Origin of the sequence: Moritella sp. 36, from assembly GCF_018219415.1 — a bacterium.
In the GTDB taxonomy this organism is placed as follows: Bacteria; Pseudomonadota; Gammaproteobacteria; order Enterobacterales; family Moritellaceae; genus Moritella.
The window spans coordinates 4549895-4563741 of the sequence record NZ_CP056120.1 but is presented as its reverse complement, the minus strand read 5'-3'; the positions used below and the strand labels follow the sequence as shown (position 1 = coordinate 4563741).

Sequence of the window (13847 nt, the reverse complement as noted above, 5' to 3'; positions counted from 1 at the left end):
TTATTGTCTGGTTTAATTAAATAGAAATCGGTGTTTTACTTTTCTCGCCACCTATTTCACGAACTAACTTCGGCACTAAAAAACCCGGTAAACGTAATAACAGTTGGTTCATTATCTCGACTGCTTTTTCTTCAGGCACATCAAAATGAGTAGCCCCTTCGACTTTATCGAGCAGATGTAAATAGTATGGCTGAATTCGATTATCAAAAAGGCGTTCGTGTAATTCCACTAAATCATCAGCATTGTCATTAATGTCCGCTAATAACACCGCTTGGTTATATAAACTGATGCCAGCAGTGGTGAGTTTAGCTAACGCTGCGGGCAATTCAGCAGCTAATTCATTGGGGTGGTTAATGTGCAATACTACACTGCAACGCAAACTCGATTTTTTTAGCAGCGTAACGAACTCATCGGTAACACGGCTGGGCATCACCACGGGTAAACGTGTATGTATGCGTAGACGTTTAAGATGTGGGATCTGCTCTAATTGTTCAACCAACCAGCCCAGTTGCTCATCGCTCGCCATAAGCGGGTCGCCGCCACTAAAAATAACCTCGATGATCTCAGGTTTAGAACGGATATAGTCAATCGCTTGTTGCCATTCGTGTTTGTTATTACTATTGTCTTGATAAGGAAAGTGACGACGGAAACAATAGCGACAGTTGATCGCGCAACCGCCACGGACAATAAAGAGTACACGGTTTGTGTATTTATGCAGTAACCCAGGCACCACAGATTCATGCTCATCAAGGGGGTCTTTAATGAATCCAGTCTTTTGAATGAATTCTTGTTGTTTTGGCATTACTTGCAGAAATAGCGGGTCTTTTGGGTTACCTTTTTCCATGCGATCTACAAATGATTGCGGTACGCGCATAGGAAATAACTGCCTTGCCGCAAAATCAGCCTGGAAAGCTTCTTCGGGAAGTTCTAGTATAAAAAGTAGCTTTCTGGGATCTGAAATGGCACTTGCTAAGTCTTTTTTCCAATTTTCCTGCATCTTTGCTCCATTTCGGGTTATCATTTGCGGCATTATTGAACTCTAATTATTGAAATCTATTTTTTCATGAGGATAACATGGCAACATACAAAACCAGTGACTTTAAAGGCGGCTTAAAATTCATGCTTGATAATGAGCCTTGCTCTATCATCGAACATGATCATGTAAAACCAGGCAAAGGCCAAGCATTTCACCGCGTTAAAGTTCGTCGTTTAATTTCTGGTAAAATTTTAGAAAAAACATTTAAGTCTGGTGAAACTGTTGAAGCAGCAGACGTAATGGAATCAGAATTAGCGTATCTATATAACGATGGTGAATACTTCCATTTTATGAACAATGACTCGTTTGAGCAAGTTGAAGCTGACGTAAAAGCGGTTGGTGATACGGCTAAATGGCTTGTTGAACAAGATATCTGCGTTATTACTACGTGGAATGATAACCCAATTGCTGTTACACCACCAAACTTTGTTGAATTGGAAGTAACAGAAACAGATCCTGGCCTAAAAGGCGATACACAGGGTACGGGTGGTAAACCTGCAACATTAACTACAGGTGCCGTTGTGCGTGTACCTTTATTCATCCAAATCGGTGAAGTAGTGAAAGTTGATACACGTACTGGCGAATATGTTGGCCGTGTAAAATAAGTTGATTTTACGCTAACCTAATTAGCGTTTAGGAACGATAAAATGCCAGTCTTTGACTGGCATTTTAGTTTTTGGCAAACCAGTAAATAATGATTCAGATACATAGCGTTATAATATTAATTAAAGTAAGTCGGCCATTTTTAATTAGTATTATACAGATGATAAATAGCTTTAACGTTTTAGGTAATGACAACCGGAGTAAATATGAGTGACGTAAATTGGCAACCTAGTGCAAGTTTTACTGCCCTGCGTGCGCGAGCGAAAGTATTAAATACTATCCGTGAGTTTTTTACGCAACGAGATGTGTTAGAAGTGGATACACCAGCAATGAGTCAAGCCGCTGTTACCGATGTACATTTAGATGCATTTAGCACGGTATTTGTTGGTCCTGGTTACAGCCAAGGTCTGACCTTATATTTACAAACATCACCTGAATTTCACATGAAAAGATTGCTAGCAGCAGGCAGTGGTTGTATCTATCAAATAAGTAAATCGTTTCGTAATGAAGAAGCTGGCCGTCACCATAATCCCGAATTCAGCATGCTAGAGTGGTATCGTATTGATTTTGACCATTTTCAATTGATGGATGAAATGTCTGAGCTACTAACCCTAGTATTAGGTTCTGGTAAAGAGCAGCGCTTCACTTATCAAAATGCATTTAAGCAATTCTTACAGTTAGATCCGTTAACCGCGTCGATGGATGAATTACGTCAAGCGGCAAAACCGTACGGGGTTTATGACGTGTTAGAGAATGAACCTGATCGAGATACGATCTTACAGTTATTATTCTATGTGGGCGTAGAGAGCCAAATTGGTCAGGATGTACCGTGTTTTATTTATGACTTCCCTGCATCGCAGGCGGCATTGGCCCGTATCAGCCCACAAGACACTCGTGTAGCAGAGCGTTTTGAAGTGTATTTCAAAGGTATTGAGCTTGCGAATGGATTCCATGAGTTAGCGGATGCAAAAGAACAGTTATCGCGTTTTACTGCAGACAATAACAAGCGTAAAACGATGGATTTACCAGAACAGCCTATCGACCATTATTTAATTGATGCACTCACCGCTGGTTTTCCTGACTGCGCAGGCGTCGCATTAGGTATTGATAGGTTAGTGATGTTAGCGACAGATGCGAATAGCCTTAATGACGTAATCGCTTTTCCAACACCGCGCGCATAATTTGTGTTTAAAAGCTGAAAGGGTGAGTCGTTCTATTGTTTGAATTTAAGAAACATTCACTCACTCTTTCAACGGTAGATTAAGCCTATCTTAAGCTACCTTTTTTCATACTCATTATATGGCCGCTATCACTTACTTTTATGCCATTTTTTACATTCAGGTCCAATTGTTGTAGCGCAATGCGAATATTATGCTCTTTGAACACTTGATTGATACGGGTATTAAGTGCGTGCGTCATCGTTAAACGATGGCCCATTTCGGCGACATAACAGCGTACTTCAAAGCATAATGAATGTTGCCCAAACTCAATAAAGAATACTTCTGGCCCTGGATTTTCAAGACTTAAACTATTTTCTTCGGCACAATCTAATAGCAGTTTGGTGACCAGTTCAATATCCGAATTAAATTCCACCCCAATATTAATGATCACACGGGTAATAGAATCGGACAGTGACCAGTTAATAAATTGTTCAGTAATAAAGGCTTTATTCGGTACGATAATTTCCTTTCTATCCCAATCGACAATCGTTGTTGCTCGGGTCTGAATTTTACTGATACTGCCGGTTAATTCACGGATTGTGACGGTATCACCAATACGGATCGGTTTTTCAAATAAGATAATCAGACCGGATACGAAGTTGGCAAAAATTTCTTGTAAACCAAAACCCAAACCGACGGTTAGTGCTGCCACTAACCATTGTGTTTTTGCCCAATCGACACCTAAAAAGTTAAAGCCGACGACAAAACCAATTGAGATCGTCATATATTTGGCTAACGTGGTGATCGCAAAACCTGTACCTGGGCTAAGATCGAGATGTTGCAAAATAAGTAGTTCTAGCGCACCGGATAAATTACGTACCAATACCAGCGTTAGTACAAAAATAGTGATGGCTAATAGGCAGCTCTTTAAGGTAATCGGATCGATATATTCAACCCCGTTTAGGGTATTGGCTGCGTCCCAAAGCGTGATGGTATCAAGGAAGGTAAAGGCACTTTGAATTTCAGACCAAAATAGTGCATTTAGTGCGATGAATAATAAAGTTAACAAAGTACGTAATAAGCCGAGTGATTGTGCACTGATTTGATCCAGATCGATCTCGGGTTCTTCGATATCAAAATGGCTTTCTTGACTGGAATTTTGCTCACCCTTTTCAACTTCTTTCGCACGTTGTGCAATAATATCGATACGTTTGGCTTTCGCTCGCTCAAAGGCCAGGCGACGTTTTTGTAAGTGCATACCGCGGCGGATCAAATAATAAGTGAGTAAGAAGAACACCCCCATTAATAAGGATGACTCCATCTGTTTTAACAATACTTGCGCCGTATAGAGGTAGCCCATGAGTGCGATGATGGCTGACGCGATTGGTGCCATGATAAAGACAGTCCAAATAGAGTGGTGGACAATGTGCGGTTTGCCATTATTTTTTTTCTTATACGTTAGCGGTAACTTTTCGCGATATAAGCGGTAGTAGAACTGCGTTAATGCACAGCAAGTAATGATAAAGGCAAGACGACCTAGCGATCCATCATAGGCTTGTTCTGGATACTGATAACAAAGCACTTGGATGATGTAAGAAGGCCAAGAAATAAAAAATAGTACCTGATAATAACCCCAAATTTTGACGATTAGTGCTTTATCTATTTTAAGGTGAATTTGCAGTAAGCCCTTATGGCGGGTGAGGTTGCGCATAAACAGGTATATCACTAACAAAAATAGCGAGTCTTGTAATGCGTGGCCAATATTGACTGCAAAGGGGAATTCCCATGCGCTAATGAGCAGCTCTGTAATAATAAACAGTGAAAGTGGCAAGAGCAGTGCATCGGCGAATGAATACGCGAGATTCCGTAAGGTATAAGAAAACTTATCCTTTGTTACTTTACCAACTTTTGGATATATTTCGGCTATATGTTTGGTAAAATATTTATTCAGAGGAGCGTGTAAATAAATGAGACCGAGAATGAATAACAGCGCCAAACTTAACGTTGCTAAAGGTACAGAGAGTATGGCTTGTGGGATTGTGATACTGTTATCGATCGAGGCGATCCAAAGCATACTCGCCAAAAGTTCTGAAATTGTTTGAGTATTTATGAATGGAGAGCTCGGTACCCAGAATAAATGCTCATCAGCCTGCTGTTTAATTTGTACTAATGTGCTATTCATCTTGCTGTAACTGACTTTTAATTTCGTTTGCTCGTAGATGTGGTTATCTGAACTTGAAATAAGTTGGCTGAGTAACAGCCGACGTAATTCAATAAATCGTAATAAACTCTTATGTTCTACAGGTGTGAGTGTTTTTGTTGTTAGCGGTAGACTGTCTAATTGTGTTAGCATTTTTTTATAGCGAAAGCGTGCTAGGCGGCTTTCAACAATTTCATTTTCGAGTTTTGCTAGTGGTGGCTCACTCGGTAAGCTACTTACTTGAGCCCGTAAGTTTTCACCAAACGCAGAGCTGATTTTTAACCATTCTACTTGCTCATTAAAATTAGTGAGCGTTGTAGTGAGTGCATCTACTTGCTGTGTGATTGCTTGCTGTTTACGTTGAATAATTTCATTTTTAGCTGAAACGGTTGCAAGTTCTTTAGATAGCTCTTGATTTATTTCGAGTTGCAGCTGCAAAAATGGAGAACTGATCTGTGATGAGTCATTGATTTGTTTGCTACGCGCAATTGCGTCTTCGGTTTCTTTACGTAATATACTGTTACGTATATCTGTCAGCGTGGATAGGTACTTACTTACATCTTTTTGCTTCAGCCTAATCAAACGACGATTGAGTTGTGCTAATTCACTGCGATTACTGGCACTGAGTTGTTCAAGCTCTAACATCTGAATTTGCGTTGATAGCGATGATTCTTTGATTTGTAGTGAAATGCGTAGTGCTTCTTGATCACTATTTAAATTGCTGGGACCAGTACTAATAAGCTTATCAGATTCTTTTTGCGTATTGGTTAATTTTCTACGTAAGTGCTCGATATCAGTCTGAAATGAACTGATCCTAATTCCGATGGTAGTGAGCTCGCTACTACGCGTCTGTTGTTGTTGTTTTAAATCGGTAAGATTGGAATTTTGTTTGGCAATTGCTTGTTCGACTTTATTTAATGACCAGTCGCTTGGATCGGTAAATGTTGCGGGTATATGGTCTGCAATTCGAGCTTTTAATGTTTGTGAAGTCACTGGAAAGTCATCAATGATTTTTTGATAACTAACGGCTGTTTGACGGGCATCGGTATCTTCGGTGAGATCTTTTAAGGCTTGTTGATAGTATTTGAGCTGTAATTTAACCGAAGGTGTAGGCTCTAGTTCTTCAAGCTGAGATATGGTGTTGTTAAGCTGAGCCTCACCATAACTAAGTTGTGCATAAACTGGAGTAATAAATAATGAAAATAGAATAAGTAAAATTACATAATTTTTAGTCATCATAATATTTCATAAGCACAATTAATAATGTCATTTAATCTCGGTTTATCCGTTTTTACACTATATTAACTGGCCTATTTCTTTCCTGCATTCCATGTTTCAAAGAGGGCGGCTGAGACTACTAATACTCCTCCCGTGATGGTTGCAGCATTGGGAATTTCACCTAAAAAAGGGATCGCGAGCAAACTACCGTAAAGCGGTTGCAAACAGGAGATAAGGCCAACTGTTTTTGCTTTAAGGTAACGTAATGCTGTCACTAGCAGTGTGTGTGGCATTGCTGTGAAGCAAACTCCTAACACAACTAATAACGTCCAACTGTCATTATTTATATCCGCTAAGTCTACACTCAAAAATGGTGAAAGCATACATGCGGTTAATAATGTTTGATAAAACATTGTGTGAGGGCCACTGTAATGCGATAGCTTACGCTTGTAGAGAATATTTCTTAAAGTAAACAGAAATGCAGAGCTAATACCGCTAATAATACCGAGTGTTACATCGTTCTCTAAAGACAGTTCTGGGACTAATAAGCTGATCCCGATTAATACAATCAATGCTGATATTATATCGTGACTTTGTATTTTCTCTCGATTAAACAAAGGTTCTAAAAACACCGTCATTACAGGATAAGTGTAGAAGGCAATAAGGCCTATCGCAATGGTCGACAATTGCATGCCTAAAAAGAATGTTACCCAGTGAGCGCCCACTAGTGCGGCTAATAATACTGCCCAGCCATAATCACTTAACTTATTTAATCGCAATGGTTGCTTGGTGATTTTTAATAATAAACACAGAACCATACTGGCAATAACGCAGCGAATAATGGTGATATCAAGTGCACTTAATGAAATGAGCTTAGAAAATAATGTGGTGCCGCCAAGTAATAGCGTTGCTGAATGCAGAGCCCAAAGCCCTCGTTTACCTTGTTCCATTAAATGCTTACATCCTTGTCATGGTTCGCCAGATCAATTGGCATCGTTAATCTTGATTTAGTGATCATAGCCTTTGTATAGAGATAATAATGGCATCGCAGTGCAGTGCTTATTAAAAAGGTATTGAATATACAGGGTTAGGTTTGTTATTGAGGGGAAATGTTACTCATTAAAATTATTATGTTTATAATGAGTAACATTATCCTAGCTATTACGCTTAGGTTATCTTATTTGCTTTTGATACGGGCAAATGCTTCACCCATTACTGTTGCTGTTGTTGGTTGTAGTTCATCAACAAATTCAACGGCATCTTTGGCAAATACTGCAACGATCGTTGAGCCGAGTTTAAAACGACCCATTTCTTCGCCTTTTTCGATAACAATTGGCGCTTGATTTTCATATGTCCAACGTACGATCTCTTTATTCTTTGATGGTGCGATGGTGCCGTGCCAAATTGTTTCAATTGAGGCCACGATTGTTGCGCCAACTAATACCATTGCGAATGGACCCACCTCGGTATCAAAGATAGCGATAGCACGTTCGTTACGTGCAAATAAATTTGGTACATTTTGCGCTGTGAGTGGATTAACTGAAAATAGATCACCCGGTGCAAAAATCATTTCTTTTAACGTACCCTTAATTGGCATGTGGATACGATGGTAATCACGTGGCGATAAATATACCGTGGCGAAATCACCATCTTCGAATTTGTTTGCAAGTTGACGATCGCCACCAAGTAGTTCGCATAGACTGTAATCATGACCTTTAGCTTGAACAATACGACCTTGTGTAATTGGACCAGCTTGGCTTACAGCGCCATCAACAGGCTGACATAACATGTTATCGTCAGTATTGATTGGACGTACACCTTCTTTAAGTTCACGGGTAAAGAACTCGTTGAATGTTTGGAAGTGTGCTGGATCTGAGTGTTTTGCTTCATCCATGTTTACATTGTAACGCTTAATAAACCAGCTGATTACATTTGTTGTTACTTTACCGTGAGCACCATTGGCAAATAAACCAATAAGACGAGATAACCCGTGTTGAGGAAAGCAGTATTGGGCAATAACTTTAAGCTTGTCTAGCACCTTAGAGCCTCTTAAATAATTGAATAAGTTAGAATTAACGCTATTGTAACAAGTTTGGATATTGTTGTCATAATTAGCGTCATGCGTTTAATAAGAGAATGGTTACCTTGCGATGTAGACGAGCAAGATAACCAATCGTCGTTTTTAGTTATATAACTAATTGTATACGAATTATTTTCGCACTGGGACATGGCGAGTAGGGCGATTATCTAACATTGTTTCTAAAATGCGGAGATAATTATCAAAGCGCACTTTTTTGATTTTGCCTTTTGCTACGGCTTCTTGCAGTGCACAGCCGGGATCATTCTTGTGTTTACAATCACGGAAGCGACATTCACCTAAGACGTCTCTAAACTCGATAAAACCGTTAGCGATCTCTTCGGGTTTCATGTGCCATAGCGAGAATTCACGTACCCCTGGTGAGTCAATAAGATCACCACCTGATGGGAAATGATATAAACGTGCAGTGGTTGTGGTGTGGGTACCAAGACCTGATTTTTCTGATACATCACCCACATCGACATTTAATTCGGGCATGAGGGCATTAACCAGTGATGATTTCCCCACGCCTGATTGACCCACAAAGATAGTGGTATTATCTTTCAGTAGACCTTGTAACTCACCTAACCCCTTACCTTCGATAGATGATACTTGCCATACTTCGTAGCCAATATCACGGTAGGTTTGTAGTTGCTGGTTAATCGCGAATAATTCATTGGTGCTTAATAAATCGATCTTATTTAATAAGATTACTGGGCGAATTTTTACATCTTCGGCAGCAACAATATAACGGTCGATAATATTCGTTGAGAACTCTGGTACTACAGAAGATACGATCACAATCTGATCAATATTGGCTGCGATAGGTTTAATACCGTCATAAAAATCGGGACGGGTTAATACGGTTCTGCGTTCGTGTACTGCTTCAATAATGCCAGAAATACCTTGCAGCTGTTCATTACCTAAGCGCCAAACGACACGGTCACCTGTTACTAAGCTCGCAATAGAACGACGTAGATTACAGCGGTGAATAACACCATTCTCATCTTCTACATCAGCATGTTGACCAAAGCGGCTAATTACCACACCTTCTTGCTTTTGCCCGAGAAGAGCATCATCCCATTCTCGTGTATCTTGCTTTTCTAAACGTTTAGTCTGGTTGCTACGTACGCGACGTATTTGACCTTGGGTTAAATGTTTCTTTTTAGCCACGGGTAATTTAATTCCTGAGTTGTAACAAGCGTATTGTAGTACAGCTGTTGCTGAACATCGCATTTCGAGGTCGATTGAGTATAATAACCTTAAATATACGATTAAACGACAACTATTAGGATCCCCTCTATGCAACTTGCCGACAAAGCAGCGCAATTTAATGAAAATAATTTAGTTTGGATTGACCTAGAAATGACCGGGCTTGATCCAGAAAAATGTCTGATCATTGAGATTGCTACTATCGTCACTGATAGTGAATTAAATATTCTTGCAGAAGGACCTGTACTCGCTATTCATCAAGATAAAGCGGAACTTGATAAGATGGATGAGTGGTGTACAACTCACCATACTAATTCAGGTCTTGTTGAACGTGTATTAGCAAGTAAAGTCACTGAAAAAGAGGCTGTTGAGCAAACATTAGCATTCTTATATCAGTGGGTACCGGCGGGTAAATCACCATTATGTGGTAACAGCATTGGCCAAGACCGTCGTTTCTTAGTGAAATATATGACGGACTTAAATGATTACTTCCATTACCGTAATGTGGATGTAAGTACGATTAAAGAATTAGGTCGTCGTTGGTGCCCTGAGATTGTATCGAGTTTCCATAAAGAAGGTTTGCATTTAGCATTGGATGATATTCGTGAATCAATCGGTGAATTACAGCATTATCGTCAACATATGTTTAAAATTTAAGCAGTGAAACGACTGGTTGGATAAATTTACGACCTCATAGTCGAAACATTCGGCAATATCAGGTTTTTTTATAATAAAGCTTTGGTCTATGCTTGCAAAAACCAGTCGGTTCTATATAATTCGGCACCTAAGATGAGATGCGGTACTAGCTCAGTTGGTAGAGCGCAACCTTGCCAAGGTTGAGGTCAAGAGTTCGAGCCTCTTGTACCGCTCCAATCTTTTCTTAGAATACCAAATAGAATACCAAAGCGGTACTAGCTCAGTTGGTAGAGCGCAACCTTGCCAAGGTTGAGGTCAAGAGTTCGAGCCTCTTGTACCGCTCCAAATTCAGATCTGTTTGAATGTTAATTCACTCGAATGAATCGAATAGTTACTGAAACTTTAAATCAGACAGATGCGGTACTAGCTCAGTTGGTAGAGCGCAACCTTGCCAAGGTTGAGGTCAAGAGTTCGAGCCTCTTGTACCGCTCCAATTTTCTTATCACACAATGATGAGGAAATAAGTTGAGAAACTATAAATCAAAATGAAGCGGTACTAGCTCAGTTGGTAGAGCGCAACCTTGCCAAGGTTGAGGTCAAGAGTTCGAGCCTCTTGTACCGCTCCAATTTTCTTATCACACCAATGATGAGAAAGTAAGTTGAGAAACTATAAATCAAAACGAAGCGGTACTAGCTCAGTTGGTAGAGCGCAACCTTGCCAAGGTTGAGGTCAAGAGTTCGAGCCTCTTGTACCGCTCCAATATCTCTTTTCATACCAATGATTAGACAGATACAGTTCCTGAAACTTTAAATCAGACCGAAGCGGTACTAGCTCAGTTGGTAGAGCGCAACCTTGCCAAGGTTGAGGTCAAGAGTTCGAGCCTCTTGTACCGCTCCAAATTCAGATTTATTTGAATGTTCATTCACTCGAGTAAATCGAATAGTTACTGAAACTTTAAATCAGACAGATGCGGTACTAGCTCAGTTGGTAGAGCGCAACCTTGCCAAGGTTGAGGTCAAGAGTTCGAGCCTCTTGTACCGCTCCAATCTCTCTTTTCACACCAATGATTAGATAGATATAGTTCCTGAAACTTTAAATCAGACCGAAGCGGTACTAGCTCAGTTGGTAGAGCGCAACCTTGCCAAGGTTGAGGTCAAGAGTTCGAGCCTCTTGTACCGCTCCAATCTCTCTTTTCATGCCAATGATTAGACAGATACAGTTCCTGAAACTTTAAATCAGACCGAAGCGGTACTAGCTCAGTTGGTAGAGCGCAACCTTGCCAAGGTTGAGGTCAAGAGTTCGAGCCTCTTGTACCGCTCCAATTTCTTTTCTTTATATATCCTCTTATACTATCTTTATTTTACTTCTTAGTTCATTAATTTTTAAATCTACAAATCTACAAATCTACAAATCTACAAATCTACAAATCTACAAATCTACAAATCTACAAATCTATCGCTGCTAATTTTATTCTATGTCATTTAGACCAATTGCACTTATGAATTAAATGTTATAGTTGTCGGTCACTTAGTGCAGGAATTTAACTAAGTATTCGTTCTGGAACCAATGATAACGTCGAGGATTGACATGAAAGCCGATAATAAACTCAGTAAAATCGTTAAAAAAGTAACGTTACTTCCAAAATCTTGCCACGCGCCTGTGTTGTCGTTGGTCTTTGGAAAAGTAATTAAATTTGCTGGTACGTCAAAAGTACGTGTCGAAAAATTAGACTTTTCTGGTTCTAAACTTAGCTTGAAGAACCGTAAGCGCGTTCAGAATCATATTGGTGGTGTTCATGCCGCTGCAATGGCGTTACTTGGCGAGTCCGCGACGGGTTTTTTAATTGGTATGCATGTACCTGACAATCGTATTCCATTATTAAAAAATATGAATATTGATTATGTTCGTCGTGCTGCGGGTGATCTTACTGCTGTGGCAACATTAAGTGATGAGCAAATAAATTATATTCGTGAAACAGAGAAAGGTGATATCTCGGTACCTGTTGTTATCACGGACAGTGAAGGTAATGAGCCGATCAATGCTGAATTTATTTGGGCTTGGGTACCGAAAAGACGTTAACTCGCCATATGCCATATGCCATATGTCATATGTCATATGTCATATTTCTTATTTCTTATTGTTATCTATCACTATTTATTATATAAAATAATTTACGGGTTAATTCAGATACCTAATTATAGGTGTTTTTTTAGACCTGAAGCTCTATTCTATATTGTTGCTGCTTATATTGCTGAAAGAACTTGATTTTTACCCTTAACAAGAACATTGTGTAGCTCGTAAAAATAATCTTCAGTCAATCTTATCAAATTTACTTCCATTAGAGGTGTAGCATGTCGGTGTACGGTACCTTATGTTTTCTCGCAGCAATTGCCATTTTCATTGCATTTATTAATAGCAAAATTGGCAAAATGCAAACAACAATTGCGATAACAGCCGGATCAATAATACTGTCTTTAGGTATTGTGATTGCAGGCCAAAGCGGCTGGTTTCATTTAGAGGCAATCGCAACAGAGCAATTAAATAGTATCAACTTCGAAAGCTTCTTATTAAAAGGTATCCTAGGTTTCCTATTGTTTGCTGGCGGTTTAGGCATTAAATTGGCAAACATGAAAGATCAGAAATGGGAAATTACAGTCTTAGCGCTTATTGCCACTTTATTCTCAACGGGCTTTGTTGGTGGGGTGTTATGGGGATTTTGTCAGTTAGTTGGGATCCCATTGGACTTAATTTACTGTCTACTTTTTGGTGCGCTAATTTCTCCTACGGATCCGATTGCTGTTCTGGCTATTGTTAAGAACCTGGACGCTCCACAGCGTATTTCAACGCAAATCGAAGGTGAGTCATTATTTAATGATGGTTTTGGTTTAGTGATCTTTATGACGCTATTTACGGTGGCATTTGGCTCTGAAGCGCCAACAGTAAGCAGTGTGACTCAACTATTCTTGCATGAAGCGATTGGTGGCATTATTTATGGGCTTGTGCTTGGTTTAGTATTCCATTATTTAATTAGTTCAACGAATGATCACTCAATGGAATTATTACTGACCATTGCTATCCCTACTGCGGGTTATGTATTTGCAGATGTGATCGATGTTTCTGGTCCGTTGGCGATGGTTGTTGCCGGTATTATGATTGGTAACTGGACGCGTCAAAAAGGCTTTTCGCCAGAAAGTGAATATCATTTGGATCACTTTTGGGAGTTGGTAGATGAATTCTTAAATGGCATTCTATTCTTGCTGATTGGTATGGCTATGTTATTGTTTAGCTTCCATAAAGAAGATTGGATTTTGATGGTTTTTGCTATTCCATTAGTATTGTTAGCACGTTATTTGAGTGTGAAACTCTCTTATTTATTTTTCAATCGATTCCGTAGTTATAATCCATTATCCGTTAAGATCCTGACGTGGGGTGGCTTACGTGGTGGTTTAGCATTAGCGATGGCGCTGGCGATTCCTGCGGGTGTGTTTGTTATTCCAGAGAAAAATATCGATGTACGAGAAATTATTCTGGTGATGACTTACTCGGTTGTCGTGTTCTCGATTTTGGTGCAAGGCTCAAGCATCACTGGCTTGATCCATAAAGCCAAAGCGTGGGAAGCAGAGCAGCTTGTTAAGAAAGCGGATAAATAACCGTTAACCCTTTTGTAAGCTGTAAATTGAAATTGTGAATAAAAAGCGTGTAGA

Annotated in this window: 10 protein-coding genes and 9 tRNA genes; 14 read left to right on the top strand and 5 right to left on the bottom strand. The window is 39.7% G+C overall.

What is annotated here, in order from left to right:
* Nucleotides 1-16: 16 nt before the first annotated feature.
* Nucleotides 17-1030 carry an EF-P beta-lysylation protein EpmB gene (gene epmB, locus HWV03_RS20300; protein WP_211677686.1) on the bottom strand — a complete coding sequence of 338 codons (1014 nt, stop codon included), beginning with the start codon at nt 1028-1030 and terminating at the stop codon, nt 17-19.
* A gap of 44 nt (nt 1031-1074) precedes the next feature.
* On the opposite strand from epmB, the gene efp reads away from it, so the two are divergent.
* Entirely contained in the window at nt 1075-1641 is a 567-nt protein-coding gene (gene efp, locus HWV03_RS20295; RefSeq protein ID WP_211677685.1) for an elongation factor P, read from the top strand.
* A 204-nt stretch (nt 1642-1845) separates the two neighbouring features.
* Complete coding sequence (epmA, locus tag HWV03_RS20290) at nt 1846-2820, top strand: elongation factor P--(R)-beta-lysine ligase (protein WP_211677684.1); 975 nt, start codon at nt 1846-1848, stop codon at nt 2818-2820.
* 85 nt (nt 2821-2905) lie between these two features.
* Here epmA and mscM read toward each other — a convergent pair whose 3' ends face one another.
* From mscM to rsgA, 4 genes are all read right to left on the bottom strand, one after another.
* On the bottom strand, nt 2906-6238 hold the full coding sequence (gene mscM, locus HWV03_RS20285; RefSeq protein ID WP_211677683.1) for a miniconductance mechanosensitive channel MscM: 3333 nt from the start codon (nt 6236-6238) through the stop codon (nt 2906-2908).
* 71 nt (nt 6239-6309) lie between these two features.
* A complete protein-coding gene (locus HWV03_RS20280) occupies nt 6310-7167 on the bottom strand; it encodes a DMT family transporter (RefSeq protein WP_211677682.1) in 858 nt (285 codons plus the stop codon).
* 227 nt (nt 7168-7394) lie between these two features.
* Nucleotides 7395-8255, bottom strand: a complete 861-nt coding sequence (asd, locus tag HWV03_RS20275; protein WP_211673221.1) for an archaetidylserine decarboxylase — start codon at nt 8253-8255, stop codon at nt 7395-7397.
* 171 nt (nt 8256-8426) lie between these two features.
* Nucleotides 8427-9467, bottom strand: coding sequence for a small ribosomal subunit biogenesis GTPase RsgA (gene rsgA, locus HWV03_RS20270; RefSeq protein ID WP_211677681.1), 1041 nt, complete (start codon nt 9465-9467; stop codon nt 8427-8429).
* Nucleotides 9468-9596: 129 nt separating this feature from the next.
* Between rsgA and orn the strand changes: the two genes are divergently transcribed.
* From orn to HWV03_RS20210, 12 genes are all read left to right on the top strand, one after another.
* Nucleotides 9597-10163 (top strand): oligoribonuclease, encoded by a 567-nt coding sequence (gene orn, locus HWV03_RS20265; RefSeq protein WP_211677680.1) that lies wholly within the window; start codon nt 9597-9599, stop codon nt 10161-10163.
* 139 nt (nt 10164-10302) lie between these two features.
* Nucleotides 10303-10378: transfer RNA gene (locus HWV03_RS20260), tRNA-Gly, on the top strand.
* A 33-nt stretch (nt 10379-10411) separates the two neighbouring features.
* A tRNA-Gly gene (locus tag HWV03_RS20255) sits at nt 10412-10487 on the top strand.
* Nucleotides 10488-10559: 72 nt separating this feature from the next.
* Nucleotides 10560-10635, top strand: a tRNA-Gly gene (locus HWV03_RS20250).
* 57 nt (nt 10636-10692) lie between these two features.
* A tRNA-Gly gene (locus tag HWV03_RS20245) sits at nt 10693-10768 on the top strand.
* 58 nt (nt 10769-10826) lie between these two features.
* Nucleotides 10827-10902: transfer RNA gene (locus tag HWV03_RS20240), tRNA-Gly, on the top strand.
* Nucleotides 10903-10964: 62 nt separating this feature from the next.
* Nucleotides 10965-11040 (top strand) — tRNA-Gly (locus HWV03_RS20235).
* 72 nt (nt 11041-11112) lie between these two features.
* Nucleotides 11113-11188, top strand: a tRNA-Gly gene (locus tag HWV03_RS20230).
* Between the two features lie 62 nt (nt 11189-11250).
* Nucleotides 11251-11326, top strand: a tRNA-Gly gene (locus HWV03_RS20225).
* Between the two features lie 62 nt (nt 11327-11388).
* Nucleotides 11389-11464 (top strand) — tRNA-Gly (locus HWV03_RS20220).
* Between the two features lie 266 nt (nt 11465-11730).
* Nucleotides 11731-12222, top strand: a complete 492-nt coding sequence (locus HWV03_RS20215) for a DUF4442 domain-containing protein (RefSeq protein ID WP_211677679.1) — start codon at nt 11731-11733, stop codon at nt 12220-12222.
* 272 nt (nt 12223-12494) lie between these two features.
* Entirely contained in the window at nt 12495-13793 is a 1299-nt protein-coding gene (locus HWV03_RS20210) for a cation:proton antiporter (protein ID WP_211677678.1), read from the top strand.
* Nucleotides 13794-13847 lie beyond the last annotated feature (54 nt).